This is a genomic window from Vibrio glycogenivorans (assembly GCF_051660965.1).
Lineage (GTDB): Bacteria > Pseudomonadota > Gammaproteobacteria > Enterobacterales > Vibrionaceae > Vibrio.
The window spans coordinates 30,791-54,628 of the sequence record NZ_JBPVIS010000004.1; the positions used below are offsets into that span (position 1 = coordinate 30,791).

The window sequence follows — 23,838 nt, forward strand, 5'->3', positions numbered from 1 at the left end:
TTATTTTAAAAATGGGGACCAAGCGGGCGCACGCACACGACCGTTAGTCAATGGTAAACGAGCTTTAAAACGTCCATCGATGGACACCATCGATAGCACATTCGCCTGATTATGCATAGAGCTGTATATCACCATGCTGCCGTTTGGCGCAAGGCTTGGTGATTCGTCGAGGAGCGTCTCCGTCAGGATTTGTACCGCTCCTGTCTCTAGATCTTGTTTGGCGAGGTTAAATTGACCCGCGTTGTTCTGGTTCACCATCACCATAAAACGACCATCTGGGGTGATTTGACCACTGAGGTTTTGTGAGCCCTGCCAAGTAATTCGCTTCGGCGTGCCGCCGTTAGACGCGATTTGATAAATCTGTGGGCGACCACCGCGGTCAGAGGTGAACACTAGGCCTTTACCGTCTGGCGTCCAGTATGGCTCGGTGTTATTTGAGCGTCCGGTGGTCAGTTGCTCAAGCTGGCGGGTCTTAAGGTCTAAGGTATAGACATGCAAGCTGCCTGACTTAGACAAAACCACTGCGAGCTTGTTGCCATCTGGCGAGAAGCGTGGCGCACCGTTGTGACGTGGAAAAGAGGTTAATTTCTCGCGCTCACCGGTGTAGATGTCCATCATAAAGATTTCAGATTGGCCGTTTTGGAAGCTCACGTAAGCAAGTTTGCTGCCATCAGGTGACCAAGCAGGAGACATCAATGGCTGCTTTGAGCGCAATACTAGGCGCTCGTTATAGCCATCGTAGTCTGCCACACGCAGTTGATACGGGTACTGGGCATCTTCTTGACCTACCACATACGCGATACGAGTGCGGAAAGCGCCCTTTTCGCCAGTAAGCTCTTCATAGATCAAATCAGAAATACGGTGAGCGTAATCGCGCATGCGACTTTTTGGTACCGTCGCCACCTTGTTGAACATCACGTGATCACGAGATGAAACCAGCTTGCCATCTGAAGAGAGGCTACGTGACTCACCTTGGGTCAACTGACCGCGAACCACGTCGATCAACTGATAATTAACGCGGTAATCACCGGCTTGGTTTTGCTTAATCGAACCGACCACAACCGCATCAACACCCGTCGCGAGCCACTGATCGAAATCGACTTCTCGCTCATCGTTCGGCGTTTGTGGCATGGAACTAACCCGCAATGGGTTGAATTTACCACTGCGCTGCAAGTCAGAGGCAATCACGCCAGAGATATCTTCAGGGAGCGGCGTTGCCCCTTCCCATTTAAACGGGACGACCGCGATTGGACGCGCTGAGTTGATCCCGTCGGTGATCACCAGCTCCAAAGCCGCATGGGCGGTGGAGACCGCTGCGGTGAGGGTTAGGATAAGTCCTAAAAATACACGCTTTATCACAAGCTTGTTCCTTTCTGTTGTATTTTGTCCACGGGTCGTAGAGTCAAACTCTACGGCTGTAACAATACTATCTCGCCGATGCTCGAAAGTCATAGCGATGTGAATCTTACTCTGGTCGAACGGTTAAATTGATGTTTTTTAACTGTTCTATCACCGCTGGCTGATTCGTCGGCATTGGGAATGACGACACTTGAGCAATCGCGCGTTTACTCGCATTACACAAATGACGATCGCCACTCTCAATACTGATGTTACCCACGATAGCGCCTGAACCAGTTGGGATCAGACGCAGATTCACTCGACAAGACTTTCCCACAAAGCGGTCTTCAAGTAGCAGGTTCTGCTGAATCAGCTGGGTGTAGATAGCACTGTATCGCTGCACCTCAGACTGGTTATGACGCGACTGCGCCGCTTGATTGCTTTGTGACTCGGCTTCCATGCCGGCAAAAATATCGTTCAGCGCCGCTTCTTGCTCTTTGCGCTCACGCTCGAGTCTATCTAGGCGCTCTTGCTCTTGCCGCGCTTTTTCTGCCGCTTCTTTAGCAGCGCGCTCTTGCTCAATACGCTCGGCTTCGGCTTTTTCTGCCGCTTCACGCTCAACGCGAGCACGCTCTTCGGCCTCACGGGCGGCTTTTTCACGCGCCACACGCTCAGCTTCTGCAACACGAATCGCTTCTTCTTTGGCTTTGCGCTCCGCCTCAAGCTTTGCCGCTCGCTCTTGCTCTTTGCGAACACGCTCCTGCTCTTGCTTAACGCGCTCTTGCTCTTTACGCACCCGCTCTTGCTCTTGCTTGACTCGCGCTTCTTCGGCTTTGCGCTCTTGCTCAACCTTCTTGCGCTGGATCTCAGCCTCGCGAGCGGCTTTGGCTTCACGTGCTTGCTGCTCTTTCAGACGACGAATGCGCTCTTCTTCGGCGCGGCGATTCTTCTCCAGTTGCTCGCTTTCGCGGCGCAGCTTGTCCAAACGGTCTTGCTCGCGCTTAGCCGCAGCTTCGCGCTCAGCGCGGATCTGCTGCGCTTGCTGGCGAACCGCAGACGGGTCCACCACCACGGCTTGCACGACTTGGCGCTGTGGCTCAGGCGTTGACATGGAAAAATCGGTGCCAAACAGTAACCCTACAATCACCGCTGCGTGGATACTGAAAGAGATCGCCAGAGGCTTACCCAATCCGTGATTCTTGGTTCTCTTTTCTCGCATGGTAAACTGCATCTACTCCTTGATGTCCGTTAACAAGCCAACTTTCTCAATTCCTGCTCGGCTCAACTCATCCAATACCAACACCACGTCGGCATAAGGCGTTGCGGCATCTCCGCCGACCGCCACTGGAGAGTCTGGCTTGAGCGAGCGCTCAGCTCGAACACGCACAATAATGTCCTGAATCCCCAAGCCGCGCATCACCTCTTCATCATTGACGCTCAGTCCCAAGTTACCGTCACGATCGATTTCAACAATGATAAAGCTCGACTCGGATTCACCTGCTAGTTCCGATGCAGGCTTGGCCGCCGAGGTCTTCGGCAGCTCCACGTCCACCCCTTGAGTAATAAAGGGTGACGTCACCATAAAGATAATCAGCAGTACCAACATCACATCGATGTAAGGCACAACGTTGATCTCCGCTGTCATCTTACGTTTTTTAGGTTGATAACCCGCCATGTTTAATCCTCAAGAGTTCTGTTCAGTGTTGATCCTTGGCTGCCATTGCTTGGCGATGCAGGATCGTGTGGAACTCTTCTGAGAACGTCGCGTACGAGTGCTCAAGTTTACCCACTTTGTTACTTAGGCTGTTGTAAGCCATTACGGCTGGAATGGCTGCGAATAGACCCATCGCCGTCGCGATCAATGCTTCCGCGATGCCCGGTGCAACCATGGCTAGGGTTGCTTGTTTCACCTCACCTAGGGCGATAAACGCGTGCATGATGCCCCATACCGTACCAAACAGACCAATGTATGGGCTGATTGAGCCAACGGTCGCAAGAAACGGCAGGTTGGTTTCCAGATCATCAACTTCACGAGCCACCGCCACGCGCATCGCACGACCGGTTGCTTCCATCACAAAATCTGGCGCATCAGGGTTGGTCTTACGCAGACGTGCAAACTCAGTAAAGCCCGAGTAGAAGATCTCCTCGTTACCAGCCAGCTCATCTTTGCGCGATTTCATGCCTTGGTAGATGATGGCCAGATCGTTGCCTGACCAGAATTTGTCTTCAAAGTCTTCAGCTTCTTTGGAGGCTTGTTTGATCGCTTTGCTGCGTTTGATGATCATTGCCCAAGAGATCACTGACATACCAAGTAGGGTCAGCATCACTAATTGCACCAGCACGCTTGCTTGTAAAAAGAGGTCGAAAAAAGAAATATCAGCGGTCACTTGCGGTTAACTCCAAAAGTAGCTCGTTTGGTATGGCCTTAGGCCTTAGTTTATCAATATCCACACATGCTATCTTAACGATGGCACGGCACAAAGTTTTCCCAGCGGGATTGACAATCTCTTGACAGAAAGTCAGCGAAACCTTTTTCAATTCATGAATATATGTGCTTACTGTCAGTTGATCGTCAAGGCGTCCTGACTGCAAAAAATCGATGTCCATATGTCGGACTACAAAACCAATTTTTTGTTCCAGCAACACATGTTGCGAGATGTTAACTGAACGCAATAACTCTGTTCTCGCCCGCTCGAAATACTTGACGTAGTTAGCGTGATACACCACACCACCTGCGTCCGTATCTTCGTAGTAAATAGTGACAGGCCAATGAAAAGGGTTATCAGAAGTATGCAAAATGTTATCCATTTGGGTTCCACACGAAAAACTTACTATAACGCAAAGTATTAGTAAGTGTTTAGCATTTAAGTACATTTTTGCCTGAATATATCATGTTATCGCACTGAAAATGCATAAAAAAACGCCAACCTTTCGGCTGGCGTTTTTTTATTAACATTTACTAACTCTTTTGAACGGCTTATAGCACGTAAGCAACCGACAAATAGAGTAATACTGACAGTGAAATATAGGGGCTGAATAGTATTTGCCACAGCCAAAAGCGTGGCTTAAAACCAATCCCAAAGATCATGCTGCTGCACAGCGCAAGGATCATCAAAGGCGCGATCAGCGCATTGAAGCCCCCTATCGCCTGGCTATACAGCTCAGGCTCCCACATCAGCATTGCGACATGGAAGAAGCCCAGCAGCAGGGATAAGACGCGCAGCGGCGCCCTATCCAATGGCTTATGTAACGACTGAATCTGGTGATTCAGATCACTCACTGTCTTTGTCCATCATTTCAGTGTGCTCTAGCCATAGCGCGTTGATGATGCCGAACGCACACGCCAACAGTACACCTAGAATCCATGCAAAATACCACATAGCTTCGACTCCTTAATACAGTGAGTTTTTGTTTTCCTCGATGAACTTGTCATCAAGGCGACCGAACATCTTGTAGTAAGTCCAAGATGTGTAAGCCAGAATAATTGGCACCATCACAGCCGCAACCGCGGTCATCAGGTTCAGTGTCAGTTCACTTGAGGTGGCATCCCACATCGTCAAGCTGTGTGAAGGCACCAAGTCTGATGGCATCACAAATGGGAACATGGCAAAGCCCGCCGTCAGGATGATACCTGCGTTACCCAAGCTTGAGGTTAGGAAGGCAAAGCCACACTTCTCAAAGCGTGAAGCAACCACGGCTAGGAGAGGCATAAACACACCCAGTGCTGGCGCTAGCCACAACAGTGGGTATTGCTCAAAGTTACGCATCCACGCACCCGCTTCACGGATAACCTCTTTGTTCAGTGGGTTAGACGCTGCATTGGTGTCAATGCCACCGACGATCACGTAGCCTTCGATAGACTGCACCCAGAAACCCGCTAGGACAAAGCATACTGCGGTAAGAATACCGGTGATTTGTGCGACATTGCGTGAGCGAGTGTGAACATCAGAGGTGGTCTTCATCTGTAGCCAAGTCGCGCCTTGCATCACAATCATAAACAGGCTGACAAAACCACACAGCAGAGCAAATGGGTTGAGCAAACCAAAGAATGAGCCGTGATAGGTTGGCATCAAGAAATCACTGAGCTGGAATGGAACGCCTTGCAGCAGGTTACCAAATGCGACACCGAAGATTACCGGTGGCACAAAGCCGCTGACAAAAATGCCCCAATCCCACGCTTCACGCCATTTTGGATCTTCGATTTTAGAGCGGTAATCAAGGCCAATTGGGCGCAGCCAAAGTGCGGCCAAGGTAATGATCATCGCAAAGTAGAAACCAGAGAATGACGTCGCGTAAACCAATGGCCAGGCTGCAAACAGCGCACCACCAGCGGTAATTAGCCAAACTTGGTTACCATCCCAGTGCGGCGCGATCGAGTTGATCATCACGCGGCGCTCGTTGTCGGTTTTACCGACAAATGGGACTAGGGCACCCACACCCATATCGAAACCATCGGTAATCGCGAAGCCGACCAGTAGGACACCAATCAGTACCCACCAGATGAATCGCAACACTTCGTAATCAAACATACATCTCTCCTTGTATTACGCTTCAACTTGACGGCCAAGCTTGTCTTCGACAGTCGTGGCGTTTTGTTCAAAGTGGTAGCGGCCTGTTTTCAGGCTGCTTGGGCCTTTACGTGCGAACTTCAGCATCAGGTAAACCTCAGCAATCAAGAAAACAGTGTAAAGCGCAATGATGGCAAACAGTGATGTCCAGATTTGACCTGCAGTCAGTGCTGAGGCAGCCACGCTAACCGGTAGGATCTCACCCACCGCCCATGGCTGACGACCATATTCAGCGACGAACCAACCTGCTTCTACTGCAATCCAAGGCAGTGGCAAACTCCAAAGCGCAGCTTTAAGCACCCACTGTTTCTGCTCAATCTTCTGACGACAGGTTTGAACAAACGCCGCACCAAAGACAAACAGCATGATCAGGCCACAGCCCACCATGATACGGAACGACCAGAATAGCGGCCATACAGTCGGAATTGAGTCATCCGCTGCAGCTTGAATTTGATCTTCTGTTGCGTCGACAACCGCATCGGTGTAGCGCTTAAGCAGCATGCCGTAACCAAGGTCGCCTTTGACTTCATCAAACGCCGCCATGTTGGCTTCAGACTTGTTACCAGCGCGCAGTTGCTCAAGGAGCTCATAAGCGTACATACCGTTACGGATACGATCGATATGCTCTTCGCGCAGATCGCGCAGACCCGTTACTTCTTTATCTAGTGAACGCGTCGCGATGATACCCATTAGGTAAGGGATCTTAATCGCGTAGTCGGTTTCCATAGTTTCTTGGTTAGGAATACCAAATACAGTAAATGGAGCAGGTGCCGGCTCGGTGTGCCATTCTGACTCAATCGCGGCCAGTTTGACTTTTTGCACGTCACCTAGCTCATAACCCGATTCATCACCTAGGACGATAACCGAGATGATTGACGCCATACCAAAAGAAGCTGCAATCGCGAACGAGCGACGAGCAAAGGCAATGTCACGTCCTTTCAGTAGGTAGTATGAGCTGATCGCAAGAACGAACATCGCACCTGTGGTGTAGCCCGACGCAACCGTGTGAACAAATTTCACCTGAGCGACTGGGTTGAGCACGACCTCAGCAAAGCTCACCATCTCCATACGCATGGTTTCAAAGTTGAACTCAGCGCCAACTGGGTTTTGCATCCAGCCATTCGCGACTAAGATCCACAGTGCAGAGAAGTTAGAGCCAAGCGCGACTAGCCAAGTTACCGCCAAGTGTTGGCGCTTGGACAGGCGATCCCAGCCAAAGAAGAATAGACCGACAAAGGTAGATTCAAGGAAGAAGGCAACTAGGGCCTCGATGGCGAGAGGCGCACCAAAGATGTCCCCTACGTAATGCGAATAGTACGACCAGTTAGTACCGAATTGGAACTCCATGGTCAAACCCGTGGCAACACCAAGGGCAAAGTTGATACCGAAAAGCTTACCCCAGAACTTGGTCATGTCCTTGTAGATTTGCTTGTCGGTCATAACGTACAAAGACTCCATGATAGCTAGCAAGAAAGCTAGACCGAGAGTCAACGGTACGAAGAGGAAGTGATACATCGCGGTGATTGCAAACTGCAACCGCGACAGATCCACTACGTCGATGTCGAACATTATTACTCCTTTGTGCCGGCTGAATGGCACTTTCTAAACACTAAATTCCATTAGCTATCGCCTAGCGACTAATAATATTGCAATCCTTTTGCGAGATTGTTGCCGCCTTGTATCGCAATGTTGTATTTTTGTTAAGCGATAACTAATATAGCTGGAGCTAATATTACTGATTAATCGGGAGCGTTTCAAAAAGTTTCTTGCGAAATTGCGCCTTGATGAAGATCAAGATTTGAAAGGTTAAATTGCATAAAAAAGCATCAGATTGACGCAAGTCAATCGTTTTTTTTACAGGCTGTTACACAGATGTGGTGAAAGGAACTGTCGCAGGCGTGAATTGGAACACACTTGCAACATATTTATCTAGCCAGGCTTGGTCGATAATGAAAACCAAAATGTAACATTGTGACGGCGCGCACAGGGCGCGCGAGTATCACTGCGTTCCGAGGAGCGGGTTTCACTTCGTTCCGGGGTTCGAGGGGTTTAACGCGCGCGGAGAACATCTCGCCCACCTACCGATTATTGACTCCGGTATTCGGGTGCGAAAGGTTTATCACACGCTGTAAACCCCTCGCCTCTCTATTCTCGACTCTCGCCTCTATTTTTCAAGGCCGAAGTGTAAATAAGCGCGATCAGTTGCGATGCGGCCACGTGGCGTACGCTGCAAGTAGCCTTGCTGGATTAGATAAGGCTCCAGAACATCTTCGATGGTGTCCTTCTCTTCACCTATGGCAGCGGCCATGTTATCTAAGCCTACTGGGCCGCCACCGAATTTCTCCATGATCGCGAGTAGGAGTTTGCGGTCCATGTAGTCGAAGCCTTCGGCGTCGACGTCGAGCATGTTAAGTGCTTTGTCGGCGATCTCGGCGCTGATGTGGCCATCGCCTTTTACTTCGGCGTAGTCGCGTACGCGGCGTAGTAGGCGGTTGGCGATACGTGGTGTGCCGCGGGCACGTCTTGCTACTTCGAGTGCACCATCTGGGTCCATTGATAAGCCGAGGCAATCGGCGCTGCGTTGGACGATATGTTGCAAATCGGGGATCTTGTAGTATTCAAGGCGCTGGGTGATGCCGAAGCGGTCGCGCAGTGGCGAGGTTAATGAGCCAGCTCGAGTGGTGGCACCAATCAGCGTAAACGGCGGCAAATCAATCTTGATTGAGCGCGCCGCAGGGCCTTCACCAATCATGATATCGAGCTGGTAGTCCTCCATCGCGGGATACAGCACCTCTTCCACCATTGGGCTTAAGCGGTGGATCTCATCGATAAACAGCACATCGTTTTCTTCAAGGTTAGTCAGGAGCGCGGCCAGATCGCCGGCTTTTTCAAGCACAGGGCCTGAGGTGGTGCGAATATTCACTTCCATTTCATTGGCAACGATATTAGCGAGCGTGGTTTTACCCAGGCCCGGAGGGCCAAAGATCAACAAGTGATCGAGCGCTTCGCTGCGCAGCTGCGCCGCTTTAATGAAGATCTCCATCTGATCACGGACATGATCTTGCCCCTGGTAATCTTGGAGCTTTTTAGGACGAATGGCGCGATCAATCACGTCTTCGTCTTTAAATACTGGGTTCTCTGGGGCGATTAAACGATCGGCTTCAATCATGACACTTCAACTTTTGACCAGTTTGACACTTATACCATTGACTTCAATGCTTCGCGGATCAGCTCTTCGCTCGACATACCGTCTTTAGCAACTTGCGAGATCACCTTAGAAGCTTGGGTCGGCTTGTAGCCAAGTGCAAGTAGTGCGCTGACGGCTTCTTCTTCGTTGTTTTGACTTGGCGCGCCTGAATCCATCGGCGCAGCATCAGTATGAGGTGTAAACAGATCGCCCTCACCCCAGCCTTTGAGGCGGTCTTTCATCTCTACCACCAAGCGCTCAGCGGTCTTTTTACCTACGCCTGGCAGCTTAACCAAGGTCGAGATATCTTCTCGCTCAACACACGCAACAAACTGCATTGCCGTCATGCCAGACAAGATGCCAAGACCCAGTTTAGGCCCCACACCATTGGCTTTGATCACCTCACGGAATAGCGCGCGCTCTTTCACCGTATTGAAGCCATACAGCAGCTGAGCATCTTCACGCACCACAAAGTGGGTATAGATGATGGCTTCTTCGCCAACGTTCGGCAGCTCGTAGAAGCAGCTCATTGGCATTTGGACTTCATAGCCAATGCCATTCACTTCAATCAATACTTCTGGTGGCAATTTTTCAATCAGTATTCCGCGCAGACGTCCAATCACTGGAGGTTTCCTATAGTTGTTCGGTTAGTGGAGTGATGATAATCAATAACTGGATGGATAGCCAGTACAAGTCACGATTCCGTGCTATCTAGCAGGGCTGAGGATATTAACGATAGCGTCCACGACGCGCTGAGGTGGCTTTACCAGCTAAAGCAACAAGCGTTTTATTGGTATTAGCGTGACAAATCGCCACACCCAGCGCATCCGCAGCATCCGCCTGCGGCTTGGCCGGCAGTTTAAGCATATGCTGAACCATATGCTGCACCTGGGCTTTATCCGCACCGCCGGTGCCAACCACGGCCTGCTTAATCAATCTCGCTGCATACTCATAAACCGGAAGATCGGCATTCACCGCCGCAACAATCGCACTGCCCCGTGCTTGGCCAAGCTTAAGCGCTGAGTCAGCGTTTTTCGACATAAACACCTGCTCAATCGCAAACACGTCTGGTTGAAACTGGGTAATAAGCTCACTCACCCCAGCATAGATCTGTCTTAATCGACCCGGCAGCTCTTTCTCTGACATACGGATGCAACCACTACCTAAATACTGCAAATGGCGGCCTTGCTGGCGAATAACGCCATAACCGGTAATACGTGAGCCGGGATCGATCCCAAGAATAATCGACATATATGATGTATGAACAAAGCGGTTGAGAATGGCGACTAGCGTAACACGCTCTGCAGGTTGGAGAAATGCTCTCATGATCAAGTGGTCAATATAAAGCCGTGAGTTGAGCATCGATTAACCTGCTGCATACGATACAGACTTCCACCTCTTATGGGTTGATGAGTCGCGAGGTTATCAAGACGCTACTCCAAGCTCTTCTTGGTTATCGATTAAATCGTTTATTTTTACCCAAACTTGAAGAGTCATTCGCTTCTAGATGCAATAAACATGACGCATTATTCAGTGGAGGTACCAAACGCATTGACCAATAGTTAAACCAGCCAACACCACGCCAGCGTTTGAAATCACTGTAGCGCTTAATCGACTTGAGTTTGATACTGGGATGCCAAGTCTCAACATCATAAGGGTTATCCAAACAAAGCTTGAACTCCGCACTGGTGTGTTTTATCGCATCATGATGATTAGAAAGCTTACACATCAGGCTCGTCGAACTATCAAAGGCAATTTGGCATTGTGAGAACCTGTTAACCATCTGCACAACGGCATCTTTGACTCGGTCAATATCAAAATACATCAACACACCTTCAATAATAAAAAACACTGGCACGTTGCCATGTTTGTTATAGATTTCCTCTAACCACTGCTGCTCAAACAGTGAGCCCGCTAACGGTGGATTTTGTCGATTGTGAGTAAATAACTTCCCTCTTAAATCCATCACTTCAGGGAGATCTAAATCGTACAATAGCGCCGTTTCAGGCCACTGAATTTGGCGACAAATGCGCTCATAGCGAGCATCCAACCCACAGCCAACATTCACTATGACTCCCTGCGGATGTGTCTGTAAAAACTGACACACAAGTTGGTCAAAGTAGTTCGCTCTCAGCACACAGCCGATTTGACTGCGCAGCGCATTATCAAAGACAGAAAAATCAAAATCGACCTGTTCGATAAGTTGGCATGCCACCTCATCATCGAAAAAGCCATCCTTGCGCTTTGCCTCTTTGGCTTTCATATACAGAGGGATAAATAAGGTGCGAGCAATCGTGTTATCTATTTGCATGACATTCCTTTCCTAAGTCAACGCTCAAATACTAATGATAACCAATTGCAATTGTTGATAATTGGAAGCTGTTCACATTTGACGCAGCGCCTAGCTTACCAATAGAGAGTAACAGTTAGCTAAAGTAGCCATCACCAGAGAGTGATCTGCAAAACAGACGGATGGATAACTGAGCATGATCAAAAAAGGGGAACATTGTTTCCAATGATCCCCTTTTGCTCATTCATTGCTTGTTATACGCCAATCTAAAGATCGAGATTCCAGCGCTGAAGTGGGTTATCGGCGCGAATACCGCGTCCCCAACGATCGAGTGGATCGATACGCAGTACTGATATCCCCTCAGGCAAAAGGTCAAGCAGACGCTGATTGACAGGACGAGTAGTCAAAACCCACAGCTCCGGCTCCTCTTCTGCCCAGTGAGCGATCTCTGCAATATCTTGCTCGTTCCAGTCGAGGTTGGCTTTAAATTTACGCTCAAGCACAAACAAGTCATTAGCTAGGACAAAGTCTTCCAGTGCTTCATCCAGCAAGATCACGCTATCAATGTCTGATTCAAACAACTGGCGCTGCTGAGTTGAGCTCAACTGCTTAAGCGATTGCAACAACTCACCTTGGTTATCATGAATTTTCTCTGCATGCTCTGGCCAGATACGCACAAAGTCATCACCGACGATCTCGGTCATGCGCATCAGGTTCGCTGCGCTCAGCCAAACAAAGGGTGAAACGCCATCAGCAGTATGCAGCGCTGTTACGGCTTGACCATTTGGTAGCAGTGCTTGGCCGGCATCTACGTTCACGATGTGAATATTGTGGGCGCGTGCATGAGGGAAAATTGGGTCAGCTTGCCAAATAGAGCCAAGTGAAACCACAACCTGGGCTTCGCGGGTTAGTTGTTCAACGTGCTCGGCACCTTGCTGCTCAAACCAACCTGGCAGACGCTCAAATCCAAAGCGCGCTGGAGCAATGTTTTCCACTTTAAGGCCAGTCCCTTGCGTGAGCTGATCGGCAATCATAAAAGTCGCAGGCAGAGTCGTTAGAACCTCAGCAGGCTTTTGCTCTGAGTTTGTCGCCTCCTCAGCATTGGCCAACGTCGGAAGCCAAGCCAATAAGATCAAAAGATATTTGTTCATTTGTTGTTATTCTCGCTTAAATTAGGCTTTAACAATAATGCGGTACAAGGTCGCGCTAAGGAAGAAGCTTGCACACAGCAGAATAATTGCCGCGCCGGATGGGATTGACCAACCGAGTTCCATCGGAACAACCGTACCCAGCACACACGAAACCGTTGAGATGGCCGCAGAACGGCGCACAAAGGTGCCCATATCGGAGCTGATCAAGCGCGCAGTCGCACCTGGGATCAATAGCAGTGCACCGACCAAAACCGCACCAATGATCTTCACCGCGGCGATGGTGATCAGGGTGATCATAATAACGAACAAGTAATCATACAGCGCCGTTTTATAGCCTCGCACCTTGGCCAAATCAGGACTGATACAGGTCAAAAGCATACGGTTAAAGGTCGGCAAGAAGAAGATCAAGATCAGTATTGAGGCAATCGCCAGTAGATAGATATCGCTGTCTCTTACCGTCAAGATTGAGCCAAACAGTACATTCTCCAATAGGTGAACGTTAATCTGGCGCGCCACATACATCAGCAGCGCCGCACCACCGGCCAACGCAACCGCAAGAAACACACCGACGAGCGTATCGTAAGGCACCTGAGTTCGGTTACGTACATAGTGCAGTAGCAGTGCAAAGATCATTGAGAAACAGAACAGGCTGATGATCGGATTATCAGTTGGCTCACCAAGCAAGATACCGATCGCAATCCCCGTCATTGCTGCGTGGCCAACGGCCTCGGAGAAAAACGCCAAGCGTTTAGCGATAACCAGGGTGCCAAGACCACCAAGCATTGGGCCGATCAGCAAAGACGCAATCAATGCATTGATAACAAAGGCGTAGGTAAAGCTGTCTGATAGGTAACCAGCATGCGCGGCGCTTTGTACTAATTCACGAAGCCATTCCATTATGCAGCCCCCTGTGCTTGAAACGGTTTTTGCTGATACAGCGTAGACAGGTTTTCTGCCTGCAGCAGCTCACTGGCAGGGCCAGAGCGCAGCAGTTTGCGGTTGATTACATGCACCTCTGGTGATGGCAGTTTTTCTACTGTATCAGGGTCATGTAGCACCGCGATAAGGGTGCGTTTGTCGGCGACAAGCTCTGAGATCAAAGCCTCGATATAGCGCACACCTTGCTCGTCCATACCTGTTGTTGGCTCATCGAGCATAATCAATTGAGGGTCATCAAGCAGAGCCTGAGCAAATAGCACACGCTGCTGCTCCCCTCCCGATAACTGCCCCATACGGCGCTGGGCGCGGTCGGCCATACCAACACGCTCAAGCTGCTGCATCGCACGCTGTTTATGCGCCGCATTCTGACGCCAAAACAGCGGATGACGAGTCTGATTGAGCAACACAAAGTCCATCACGGTCAGCGGTAGGCTCGGCTCAAACGCGGCTTTTTGCGGCACGTAGCCAATCTTGCCCTGCTCTTGTGGCCAGATCACATTGATATCGCCACTGAAAGGCGTTAAACCAAGGATGGAACGCAACAGCGAGGTTTTTCCCCCACCATTAGGGCCCATCAATACATGACACTTGCCTGCTGCAAACTGGTGGTTGACAGACTGCAACACCGGTCCACCGACATAACTCAGTGACATGTTTGAGATTTCGATACTCGGTCCCATTAACTTTGCTCCGCAGAGAAGTGGATCGCCTCGACTAGAGTCTCAAGATTAGAGGTCGTTTCAAGGGTCACTTTGTCTTTATCAAACGCACCATAAGTCATATGTGAGAAGCGGAACAGACGCACACCAGTCTCTTCTTCAATCGTCGCAACAAAACGATTTGGCATATCCAGTTCGTAGAACAAGATATTAATACCCGATTCACGGATACGGTTAATGGTGTCTTGCAGCTGGCTAGCACTTGGCTCGACGCCGTGAGCAGGTTCAATGACTGTATCCACGCCGATACCAAACTCTTGTAACAGGTAGTCATACGCATTGTGGGTCGTTGCTACTTTCATACCGCGCGTGTCGATACCCGTGATCGACTCCATGGTTTTCTGCTTCATTTGGCGAAGCTGTGCTGCGTAATTACGTGCATTACGGCGGTACTCACGTGCATTGTCTGGGTCCAGTTTACCCAGCTCTTGTGCAATGGTGTAGACCTTTTGAATCGTCGTCGTAATACCGATAAAAGTGTGTGGGTTGACCGCATCTGAGCCAACACTGGCTCCCATTGCCGGTAGCAGTGGCACTGAGTTATTGGCGTTGATCACCGTAAGGTCGCTGCGATTAGCCGCGCGAATCACCTCAAGGGCAAAGTCATCGTGACCGATGCCATTGATCACGATAGCGTCCATTTTGGCCAAACGCTGTAAATCTTGGGGTTGAGCTTGGTAGTTGTGGGCATTAAAGCCAGCATCGACCAATGGCAGGACTTCAGCCTTATCTCCGACGACGACCGACACATAGCTGTAGTATGGATGTAGCGTGGTACCAACGACCATTTTAGCTTGAGCAACCAATGGAGTGAGCGCTAGCGCAAGAAGAAGGCTGCTACGTTTTATTATATTTTTCATATTCGTACGTTAATTAAACTAGTGATGATGAGCTTGACGGCTGGTTTGAACAAACACAGCTTCTTGCCAATGGGTCTTGATAAGATCGATTTCAGGCCTCTCGACCGATGCTCGATGCAGCCAGATATGAACAGCGTCTTGTGCCTGACTATCGAGTAACACCGACTGGTAACCTAAATCATCATTGGCGGCTTTACCCAAGTAGCGACCGTCTTCAAGGCTATGCCAATCAAGTTGAGCAAGACTATTCCAGTTGTGGTCTTTAACAAAAGGGGCGAGGTAGAGCGCTTCGAGTTCATCAACGTTAGGCCACTGATCAGCACCATCGAATTCTAGGTTATCTTGATAGATATCCACGATCTCTTCATGAGCGATTTTCAGCTGACTGAGCAAAGTCTGCTGGTTGACGCTCATTTGGTCAACACGAAGCTGATGGGCTTCAAGCTCAACGATTCCATTATCACGTTGATTAAGCGGAATGGTTACCATGCCGAGCAGTAATAATATGGCAATGCAGAAAAAGATATAGCGCCCTTCACGGGCGCCATTGTCTGGCCATACTTTTTGTGTGTATGCCATTATTTATCCTTGATCTCGACGATGTCCACTTCCGCTGGTGCCTCATGACCTGGGTCGAAAACCACATAAAAGTCGTCTTCTGGCAGTTCAAATCGTGCTAGCGACTGTGCGTCAGTGCGCTGACGCTCGAGCAGGTTATCATCGTAGTCAAACAGCTCAAGATCGTAATTTGATGCATCACTGCCATCACTCCAACTGGCTTCACATAGCACGCCAGAGCGATCGTCTACAAACCAGCACTCCAACATGCCGTAATGCGCTTTAGCTGGCAGTGAAAATAGGGCAAATGCCAACAGAAAGTATTTCATCGAAGTTCCTTAGTCTAGCTGCGCTTCGAACGTGACTGACAGCATGGTAGAAATCACGTCAGCCTGCGGGTTGTTTTCAACCGGTGTACGGGTAGACGTTTGCAGCACGTAACGACCTGCTTGGTCTAGAGTAAACGATACTTTACCGTCCTCGCCTGATACGACTGTGATCTCTTCCTGCGCTGCGCGGTAAAGAGTGCCTTCGCGAGTAATGGTTGACTCAACGCCCGCTAGAGGCTCACCGTCAAATAGGAACTGGAACGTAACCTCTTCATTTTCAATGATGTCTGAAGGGTGAGTAATCGGGTTGAACTCAAAGCCTTTGCCTTTTGGTTCAATCGCTTTAGTGCTGGGTGCCATTACAGTTACATAGCTCTCTGAGCGACGCTCGACTAGGCTAGTGCTAACATCGCGTGCACCCTCAGGGATTTGCGCATCGCGCTCTGCTTTGCTTGCACGAATACGACGCACTGTGTCACGACCACCGATTTTATAGGTCGTCATGTACATTGGATCAAAGTTATTAACTACCTTGTAGGTGCCTTCTTCTTCAAAGAAGAAATCGAACACTGAGCGACGCTTGCCGCGAAGCACGTGATCTGGACGCGCTGATGTACCGTCTGGCATAACAATAGTTGCACCATGCGCAGACGCAGCTTTATCAAAAACAAACGTGCCGTGTGAAGCAGTCACATCAAACGTTACCCAGTCGCCGTCATCCTTAGACACAGTAAAATGAGAAGGCAAAATCCAAAGTGGGTGTGCGCTAACAAGAGACGGTACGATTAAAGCTGCAGCCAAAAGACCTGTAGTGATTTTTTTCATTATTTTTCCTTAAAATATTAATTTGTTTGGTAAGTGATTTCGATGACACCAACCTCAGCTTGAGGCGTTGTGCTGATAACAAACTCTTCTTGACCCAGTTCAATTGCCTGGCGAACGATGTCACGGCCGCCATGCTCACGAACCACCTCGGTAAATAGCGTGTATTGACCTTGCTCTACTCGCTCACCTTTATCATTGGTGCCGTCCCACTCAACGCGGTAATTACCCGCTCCACGTGTCGCTGACGAAATACCATCAATTTTTTCGCTGTTATAACGGCCAAACTTACGCCACCAGCTACGAATATCTTTAAGCCATTCCGTTTGATTGCCGGTCCACAGTGCAACGTTTTTGACTACCTGACCTTCGCCATCTTCAACCCAAATTGCCACATACGGGCGAGCATACATGGCCACATTGAGTTCTGGCAGTTCAAACTGCACTGAAACGCGCGCTTGTTCAGGAAGAGTCTCTGCTGAGGCAAAGGGAGACAGCGCCAGCGTTGATAACGCTACTGCGCAAAGGGTTTTCTTTAACATTCAAACCGTCCGTTAATAACTTAAGTAATAAGAAAACACTGTCGCTAGGGTGCCAAAAAATAACCACTTGCTGGCCACATTGAGTGTTTTCTTCTTAGGAAAAAGTAAAATAAAACCCGTCACGATAAACAGCAGCATCACGACGGAAGCGATATCAATAAATAGGTGCCATGCTGCACCGGTATTACGCCCTTTGTGCAGATCATTTAGCCAAGCAACTGTGCCATAATCGGCGACACGAAACTCCACTTCATTTTCAGCAAGGTCAATGAAAACGCTGGCATCGTAGCCAGGGCCTTTAAAGTCAAATTCAACTTCACCTTCTACTAGTTCTTCCCCGTTAAAGCGCGTGTAAGTTCGCACGGGAGAAACAATCCCTTTCAGCTTGCCTTGCTGTTTTGACCACTCAACAATCGAGCTTTCAAACTGTTGCTGATCTTCACTTAGGGTATGAGTGAAATCTGTCGGTAATTCAGCCACCCACTCTTTAATATTCGGCTCAGCAACATAGAGTTCTGGGCGGTTCAATGTCAGGCCCGTTACGGCAAAAAAGAACATTGATACAAGGAGGGCAATAGAGCTGTAAATATGGATTTTTCGCGACCAGGTCTGGACGTTTTTGTTGGTAATTACTTTATTCATGTCTTACTGCTGACGTCGATTGTAGGCGTATTTTGACGTGGTTAACGAGAAAATGCAAATGATAATTTGTCTCATTTAATTTCTTTTGTTGTTGTTTTTCAATCTTATTTTTCACACCAAATGTAACCAAATATTTCATTTCCATGAGTTCCGTCAAGTTTGTAACAGAATGTAAATTATCAATTTAATTTATTCTGATAATCATTATCATTTGCAATCAGTTCCATCGCTTAGATTCAAAATACAACAAGGAATTTCGAACATGACATTTAAACCAAGCACCGTTAGCACTGCTATTTTGGCGGCTCTCGCCTCTGGTGCTGCAATTGCTCAAGACAATACCGAATTACAAACTGATGAGTCTATGACGATTACTGGTCGTAGCTTTGAAGATTACAAAGTTGACCATGCTGTTGGTGCAATGCGTACTGATGCAACGCTTTTAGAGACACCGCAAAGTGTTACAGTTATCCCTGAGATCATCCTTGACGAGCAGCTTGCTACAACATTAAGTGACGCTCTAGAGAATGACGCGAGTATCAGTGCTGGCACAAAAAAATGGAACCGCGAAGTGTTCTCATCACGTGGTTTTGAGCTTAGCTCAAGCACAGGTTACCTAAGAAATGGCCACCCTCAGTTTTCGCACTATATGCAGCCAATCGAAACACTGGAGCGAATTGAGGTATTGAAAGGTCCATCAAGCTTGCTATACGGCACGACCGAGCCTGGCGGTCTGATTAACATGGTGACTAAAAAGCCAACTCATGTTCCTATGGTGAATATTGGTACTGACTTTGACGATAACGGCAGCACCCGTTACCAAATCGATGCATCAGGTGCATTAAATGAATCGGGCAGCGTTCGTGGCCGTACGGTTCTTGTAAAACAAGACACTGAATCTAGTCGTGAGTTCCGTAACGGTACTAACCAAGAACGAGACCGTTTCCTTGGCTTTGCTGTGGTTGAAGCGGATTTAACCGATGATCTTCTTTTGTCAGTTCATTATGAGCGCACCCATGACGATGCACAGCTTGATACAGGCTCATGGATTGATGGTAATGGCAATGTCATCGGAGATCCTAATGAAATCCGTGATGCGCCTTGGGCATTTATCAACAATAACGTTGAAAATATCGGTGCAGATCTAACGTACTTTGTCAATCCTGACTGGACGTTAGCTGCAAGCTATAACTACCAAAGCATGTATCGTCACCGTCGAGACTCTTCTCCAGGCGTTACTGGAGATACTATCGTCGATGGTTCTTATGAGCTTAAGCCGTTTGATCGTCTCGACCACTGGCAGCACCACACTTTCCACTTTGACGTGAACGGTGACTTCCGAGCGTTTGGTGTCGACCACCGCACTCTATTCGGCATCAATGGACAATTTTCCAGCTATAAGCAGAAAAGAGACAGCTATAGCGGTGATAGCATCATCGTAGGCCCAGGTGATGAACATGTACCAACGTTCCCTGACTTGGACTACGAGAGAGCCGGAGTAACAAGCCGTAGCGAGAGTCAAACCTTTGGCATCTATGCCCAGGATATGGTGTCAATTAATGACCAGTGGCAAGTCGTACTAGGTCTTCGTTTTGACGCGGTTTACCAAGATAGCCTTGAAGCAGACGGTAGCGTGACGCCAGGAGAAGAAGGCTCTGGTGATGCATCAGCATTTTCGCCTAAAGTTGGTGTGATTTATCATCCAGCACACAATGGTAGTATCTACGCAAGCTATGCTGAAAGCTTCTCATACAACAGTAACCAATACACACAACCTGCTGATGAAGTCATTGTGTGGGAGTTCGACCCAACTTACTCAACGCAATATGAGCTCGGTACCAAGTGGGAGTTGATGGATGATTCATTACTTCTATCTGGTGCGATTTTCCATATTGAGAAAGAGGATATCGTTCTTTCTGAAGGAAGCCGCGATGATACTGTATATTTCCAAGAAGGTAGCCAAGTCCACAAAGGTGCCGAAGCTGCTGCTCAAGGCCGTATCGGTGAAAAACTATTTGTAATGGCTTCTGCCATGTACTTGGACGCTGAGTACACCAACCACAATACGCTCAATGGTAATACACCAGCAAACGTTCCTGAGTGGCAAGGTTCAGCATGGACTCGTTACGCACTAACTGACTTTACAGCACTTAACCTAGGTATGAACTACCAAGGTGAGCGTTGGGCTGACCGGACTAATACTATCAAACTCGATGGCTACGCACGTTTTGACGCAGGTGCTTCTCACAAAGTGAAGAGCGGTGACGTGGTTTGGGACTTCCGTTTCAACATCGAAAACCTGTTTGACAAAGAGTACGTTTCTGGCACAGGCGGTGGCTCTTACAGCGACAGTACCGGCGTTCTTACTGACGTCCACTACGGCGACGAGCGTCGCTTCAAGTTCTCTGTGAACGCAACATTCTAATCTAATAACGTCAGTTACCGATACAAACCCCTACCTTCTTAGGTAGGGTTTTTTTTAGGGCTCAGGACATGCTCCTGATGCAGCCAGAAGACATTGAGGCGCTCACCCATTACGTTAAATTCCTCATTCCTCGAAACCCGCCACTTAAACCTCTGGTTTACCCTTGCCAAGCCACCAAAACCACCCCGCCAGTAATCAACGCAACTCCCAACCAGTTGATAGCGCTTAATTGCTCACCAAGCAAAACAACACCAAACACAGCAACCAAGACCACACTTATCTTATCAACTGGCGCGACCTGTGACGCCTGACCCAAACTCATAGCGCGGAAATAGCACAGCCATGAGGCACCCGTTGCTAAACCAGACAAAACCAAAAACACCAGACCTTTGCCTGACACTTCAGATAAGGGTTGTATTTGCTTAGTGAAATAGGCTATCCCCCCAACTAAAACCAAAATCACACAGGTGCGAATAAAGGTCGCAAAATCGGAGTTAATGGTGTTAACCCCGAGCTTGGTCAGCACCGCGGTCAACGCAGCGAACACCGCTGAGAGTACCGCCCATAATAACCATGAAGATTGAAGCATCTTTGTCCTTACACTTAGCTTTTTTAAGATTATCGGTGAGTAAATACTCACCTTTATGTATTGTTCTTAATCAGTCACACGCTATCGTTATCAGTCTTACCTTATTGATTTAACCCTACTTAAGGTGTGTGTTTATTTAGACGGGGGCAAATCACTGCGGGTTCGGAGTGATAATTCGGTTAATTGCACGTTCATCCACATGAGGTAAATAGCCTCTAAGGGACATTTTTACCTCTCGACTGTAAACAAGCTCCGATAATGCCAATTGCCCAAACAGCTCAAATGCTCGACCCACCGCTTGTGAATCCCTCTTTTGCGCGCGAGCAAGCTCTCTACGACAGTCTTTGGTAAGCAACCGACTGACCAAATCTGCCATCTGTTTGTTCACAGCGACCCTGTCATCATCGCCAATTATGGTTAGTTGCGCTAATTCTGGGTGCGCGGCAATCGCAAACGATACCCAATTAGTTAGAACTTTTTTGTCTTGCTCGGCAATAGCCCCTGTTAAACAGTTTGTCAGTTGATCGGTTTTAGCGGATGAATAGCCACTAAATACAGTCATAAAGACCAAGAAAAAACAGGTGATGCATTTATTCATCCCGCTATCATCCTTTTAGTTGAAATTATTCTCAGTAACCAAACCAATAGGTCACTTGGGTATCAATATTTTGAACACAGAGAACCAGCAAAAATCAACGCGTTTTAACAATCAACACAACCCAGGCTCAATTCAAAGCGATAAAAAAGGGTGAATTTCGAAAAATACACCCTTGTTTCATCTTATCGATGTCTAACTATATCTAGAACAAGTAAGAAACTGATAGCTTGAAGTTACGCCCAGGCTCGTAGTCTGGCGAACCCAAATCATGAGACGCATGTGAGTAGTACTGGGTATCAAAAATGTTATCCAGCGCTGCCGTCAAGGTGAGATCAGGTGTCCCATTTGGTGTCCACATCATATTGATGTTATGGACATGGTAGCTGTCTTTAATACGAGGGTCTTCCTTGTCATCTTTCGTATCTAACTCAAAAGTATATTGACTCAACCAGCCAAGGCTCACCCCTGTGTCAGCAATATCGTAATCGAGATTGAGTGAGATGCTGTCACCCACGGCGTCGTCAAGAGATTGACCTATGAGTCGCGATGAGTCTTCAATCAGTCGAGTAAACTCAGAGTCGGACTTGGCATAAGTCAGGCGGCCACCAAGCGCGCCTACGCGAGCATTGACAATCGCTTCAAAACCTTGGATTTCAACATCGCCCTCGTTCACGTAGATTGAGCTTTTGCCGGTCATCACATCATCGATGTAGTCATCAATTTCGGTTTTAAACACGGTTAGAGACGCACCAAAAGAGTCTAGGTGACCAAAATTGGTGGTTTGATAGGCAATCGCTGCTTCATAGTTGACACCCGTTTCTGGCTTCAGGTCCGGATTTGCTTCAGAGCCCGAGGTTAGATAAGAGCCTGTAAGACCTGGGCCTTTAAACAGCTCTGTTGCACTTGCTCGAACAGTCCAGTCTTGAGTCAGTTCATACTTTGCCGCTAGACCAAATACAGTGCCAGTATAGGTTTTGTCTGTTGCCGCCATATCAACGGTGTAGCTATTGTAACGCACGCCAGGTGTTAGATAGAAACCATCAAACAGCTCCATCTCATTTTCAGCGTAGACAGAGTACGAGTCTGACGTCTCAACACTTTCAGGGTTCTCTTTACCAGTATCGAGGTTTTTACCTTCGGCACTGTTGGCTTCTAGACCGTATCGCGCGGTACTCCAAATCGGACCGATTTCATAAGAGGTCTGGGCAAGGACTTTTAGACCATAGTTCTGCGTGTTGCCTTCACTGTAAGACGTATCTTCCGTTGCTTCACTCTTGTAGTTCATTTCATTGTAGTAAAGCGTTGATTTAACGTCAGTATGTACAAGAGTCAGGCTGTGGTTAAGGGTAATGGTTTCACGCGTATATTCTTTAGGACTAATGAAGTCTTCGTGACCTGGCCAGTCCATACCCATATTGGATTTGGTGCTGTAGTCACCCGCATCAATGTAGTAGTCGTAAGCAAAGTCAAAGCGGTTGGCATCATTCGGCTCCCAACCAAATTTAACTAGGTAATTATCCATTTGACCTTTAAAGCCAAGCTGCTCGATACCTGCACCGTCTTCTGGGTTGTCTTTGTTCAGCACGCTGTAGTACACAAGTGTATCAACCGTATCCGTCAACTGAGCGTAAGCGGTGCCCGAATAGTGGTAGTAGTTATTACTCGCAAACCCTGAGTTGACCCGTCCGCCCGCACGCTCGCCTGGTCTAAGCAAATCATTGGCACTCTTGGTCTCAAAGGCAACGCCACCACCGATACCACCATTGAGGACCGAGTTATTACCGACCTGAATGTCTACGGCTTTTAGAATATCAGCGTTGATCAATAAGTTCCCCACATGGTGGAACACGTTGTTGGTTTGGTTCGCACCATCGATAGTGATATTAAGGTCAAGCTCACTCACACCACGGATGTTAATCCCTTGGTTCATCGTATGAGAGCCGCCAACATCAACGCCAGGCTGATCGCGCAGCAAGTCACTGAGGTGACCCGCTTGTTTGCGGTCAATATCGTCCGCAAGTAGTGAGTTAGAGTCTGAGATAGTGGTGCCCCAAACCTGAATCACTTCCGCTTCCGAGCTGTCAGTTTCTTGGGCTACTACTGATGCAGCTAAAGAGCAACTTGCTGCAATACACATTGCTAAAGGGGTGAGTTTAAACGTTGTTGAGCGAGACATCTTGATTCCTTCGCCTTAGTCTTAAATGATAATCACTCGCATCCTACAGCCTAACGTTGCCACTTACACCAAAGGTTCTATGCGTAAGCTACATAGTGGCTATTC

The 23,838-nt window shown here is 48.4% G+C and carries 26 protein-coding genes; 1 reads left to right on the plus strand and 25 read right to left on the minus strand.

Annotated elements, in window-relative coordinates; all coding sequences use genetic code 11:
• The 22 genes from tolB to ACSTTG_RS10930 all read right to left on the minus strand — a co-directional run bounded on the left by tolB (position 1) and on the right by ACSTTG_RS10930 (position 17,945).
• The gene (gene tolB / locus ACSTTG_RS10825; RefSeq protein WP_438474820.1) at positions 1-1,359 is read right to left on the minus strand and encodes a Tol-Pal system beta propeller repeat protein TolB; all 1,359 of its coding nucleotides are present in this window, start codon (positions 1,357-1,359) and stop codon (positions 1-3) included.
• 106 nt (positions 1,360-1,465) lie between these two features.
• Positions 1,466-2,557 carry a cell envelope integrity protein TolA gene (gene tolA, locus ACSTTG_RS10830; protein ID WP_438457600.1) on the minus strand — a complete coding sequence of 364 codons (1,092 nt, stop codon included), beginning with the start codon at positions 2,555-2,557 and terminating at the stop codon, positions 1,466-1,468.
• Positions 2,558-2,569: 12 nt separating this feature from the next.
• The gene (locus ACSTTG_RS10835) at positions 2,570-3,013 is read right to left on the minus strand and encodes an ExbD/TolR family protein (protein ID WP_438457107.1); all 444 of its coding nucleotides are present in this window, start codon (positions 3,011-3,013) and stop codon (positions 2,570-2,572) included.
• A 22-nt stretch (positions 3,014-3,035) separates the two neighbouring features.
• The gene (gene tolQ / locus ACSTTG_RS10840) at positions 3,036-3,725 is read right to left on the minus strand and encodes a protein TolQ (RefSeq protein ID WP_438474822.1); all 690 of its coding nucleotides are present in this window, start codon (positions 3,723-3,725) and stop codon (positions 3,036-3,038) included.
• Positions 3,715-4,146, minus strand: coding sequence for a tol-pal system-associated acyl-CoA thioesterase (gene ybgC / locus ACSTTG_RS10845; RefSeq protein WP_438457105.1), 432 nt, complete (start codon positions 4,144-4,146; stop codon positions 3,715-3,717). Before ybgC ends, tolQ begins: the two co-directional genes overlap by 11 nt.
• Positions 4,147-4,315: 169 nt before the next feature.
• A complete protein-coding gene (gene ybgE, locus ACSTTG_RS10850; protein ID WP_438457104.1) occupies positions 4,316-4,618 on the minus strand; it encodes a cyd operon protein YbgE in 303 nt (100 codons plus the stop codon).
• On the minus strand, positions 4,611-4,718 hold the full coding sequence (gene cydX, locus ACSTTG_RS10855) for a cytochrome bd-I oxidase subunit CydX (RefSeq protein WP_000270285.1): 108 nt from the start codon (positions 4,716-4,718) through the stop codon (positions 4,611-4,613). Before cydX ends, ybgE begins: the two co-directional genes overlap by 8 nt.
• A 12-nt stretch (positions 4,719-4,730) precedes the next feature.
• Entirely contained in the window at positions 4,731-5,867 is a 1,137-nt protein-coding gene (gene cydB / locus ACSTTG_RS10860; protein ID WP_438457103.1) for a cytochrome d ubiquinol oxidase subunit II, read from the minus strand.
• A gap of 15 nt (positions 5,868-5,882) precedes the next feature.
• Complete coding sequence (cydA, locus tag ACSTTG_RS10865) at positions 5,883-7,475, minus strand: cytochrome ubiquinol oxidase subunit I (RefSeq protein ID WP_438457102.1); 1,593 nt, start codon at positions 7,473-7,475, stop codon at positions 5,883-5,885.
• A 595-nt stretch (positions 7,476-8,070) separates the two neighbouring features.
• Entirely contained in the window at positions 8,071-9,075 is a 1,005-nt protein-coding gene (gene ruvB / locus ACSTTG_RS10870) for a Holliday junction branch migration DNA helicase RuvB (protein ID WP_438474823.1), read from the minus strand.
• Positions 9,076-9,104: 29 nt separating this feature from the next.
• Positions 9,105-9,716: a Holliday junction branch migration protein RuvA gene (gene ruvA, locus ACSTTG_RS10875; protein WP_438457100.1), complete on the minus strand. Its 612-nt coding sequence runs from the start codon at positions 9,714-9,716 to the stop codon at positions 9,105-9,107.
• Positions 9,717-9,822: 106 nt separating this feature from the next.
• Positions 9,823-10,344 carry a crossover junction endodeoxyribonuclease RuvC gene (gene ruvC, locus ACSTTG_RS10880; RefSeq protein WP_438457099.1) on the minus strand — a complete coding sequence of 174 codons (522 nt, stop codon included), beginning with the start codon at positions 10,342-10,344 and terminating at the stop codon, positions 9,823-9,825.
• A gap of 202 nt (positions 10,345-10,546) precedes the next feature.
• Positions 10,547-11,404 carry a class I SAM-dependent methyltransferase gene (locus ACSTTG_RS10885; protein WP_438474824.1) on the minus strand — a complete coding sequence of 286 codons (858 nt, stop codon included), beginning with the start codon at positions 11,402-11,404 and terminating at the stop codon, positions 10,547-10,549.
• A 245-nt stretch (positions 11,405-11,649) separates the two neighbouring features.
• Positions 11,650-12,534, minus strand: a complete 885-nt coding sequence (locus tag ACSTTG_RS10890) for a metal ABC transporter solute-binding protein, Zn/Mn family (RefSeq protein WP_438474825.1) — start codon at positions 12,532-12,534, stop codon at positions 11,650-11,652.
• Between the two features lie 21 nt (positions 12,535-12,555).
• Positions 12,556-13,431 (minus strand): metal ABC transporter permease, encoded by an 876-nt coding sequence (locus tag ACSTTG_RS10895; RefSeq protein WP_438474826.1) that lies wholly within the window; start codon positions 13,429-13,431, stop codon positions 12,556-12,558.
• On the minus strand, positions 13,431-14,153 hold the full coding sequence (locus ACSTTG_RS10900) for a metal ABC transporter ATP-binding protein (protein WP_438457096.1): 723 nt from the start codon (positions 14,151-14,153) through the stop codon (positions 13,431-13,433). Before ACSTTG_RS10900 ends, ACSTTG_RS10895 begins: the two co-directional genes overlap by 1 nt.
• Positions 14,153-15,052: a metal ABC transporter solute-binding protein, Zn/Mn family gene (locus tag ACSTTG_RS10905; protein WP_438457095.1), complete on the minus strand. Its 900-nt coding sequence runs from the start codon at positions 15,050-15,052 to the stop codon at positions 14,153-14,155. The genes ACSTTG_RS10900 and ACSTTG_RS10905 overlap by 1 nt, the downstream gene beginning before the upstream one ends.
• An 18-nt stretch (positions 15,053-15,070) precedes the next feature.
• Positions 15,071-15,631 carry a DUF6162 family protein gene (locus tag ACSTTG_RS10910; RefSeq protein ID WP_438474827.1) on the minus strand — a complete coding sequence of 187 codons (561 nt, stop codon included), beginning with the start codon at positions 15,629-15,631 and terminating at the stop codon, positions 15,071-15,073.
• Positions 15,631-15,939, minus strand: coding sequence for a hypothetical protein (locus ACSTTG_RS10915; protein WP_438457093.1), 309 nt, complete (start codon positions 15,937-15,939; stop codon positions 15,631-15,633). Before ACSTTG_RS10915 ends, ACSTTG_RS10910 begins: the two co-directional genes overlap by 1 nt.
• Positions 15,940-15,948: 9 nt before the next feature.
• Complete coding sequence (locus ACSTTG_RS10920) at positions 15,949-16,764, minus strand: DUF4198 domain-containing protein (protein ID WP_438457092.1); 816 nt, start codon at positions 16,762-16,764, stop codon at positions 15,949-15,951.
• A 17-nt stretch (positions 16,765-16,781) separates the two neighbouring features.
• Entirely contained in the window at positions 16,782-17,303 is a 522-nt protein-coding gene (locus tag ACSTTG_RS10925) for a DUF2271 domain-containing protein (RefSeq protein ID WP_438457091.1), read from the minus strand.
• A gap of 12 nt (positions 17,304-17,315) precedes the next feature.
• Positions 17,316-17,945, minus strand: a complete 630-nt coding sequence (locus ACSTTG_RS10930; protein ID WP_438457090.1) for a PepSY-associated TM helix domain-containing protein — start codon at positions 17,943-17,945, stop codon at positions 17,316-17,318.
• Between the two features lie 262 nt (positions 17,946-18,207).
• On the opposite strand from ACSTTG_RS10930, the gene ACSTTG_RS10935 reads away from it, so the two are divergent.
• Positions 18,208-20,370, plus strand: a complete 2,163-nt coding sequence (locus ACSTTG_RS10935) for a TonB-dependent siderophore receptor (protein ID WP_438474828.1) — start codon at positions 18,208-18,210, stop codon at positions 20,368-20,370.
• A gap of 157 nt (positions 20,371-20,527) precedes the next feature.
• Here ACSTTG_RS10935 and ACSTTG_RS10940 read toward each other — a convergent pair whose 3' ends face one another.
• The 3 genes from ACSTTG_RS10940 to ACSTTG_RS10950 form a co-directional block, all read right to left on the minus strand.
• The gene (locus ACSTTG_RS10940) at positions 20,528-20,959 is read right to left on the minus strand and encodes an EamA family transporter (protein WP_438474829.1); all 432 of its coding nucleotides are present in this window, start codon (positions 20,957-20,959) and stop codon (positions 20,528-20,530) included.
• A 151-nt stretch (positions 20,960-21,110) separates the two neighbouring features.
• The gene (locus ACSTTG_RS10945) at positions 21,111-21,557 is read right to left on the minus strand and encodes a hypothetical protein (RefSeq protein ID WP_438457087.1); all 447 of its coding nucleotides are present in this window, start codon (positions 21,555-21,557) and stop codon (positions 21,111-21,113) included.
• Positions 21,558-21,759: 202 nt separating this feature from the next.
• A complete protein-coding gene (locus tag ACSTTG_RS10950; RefSeq protein WP_438474831.1) occupies positions 21,760-23,733 on the minus strand; it encodes a TonB-dependent receptor domain-containing protein in 1,974 nt (657 codons plus the stop codon).
• Positions 23,734-23,838: the final 105 nt, after the last annotated feature.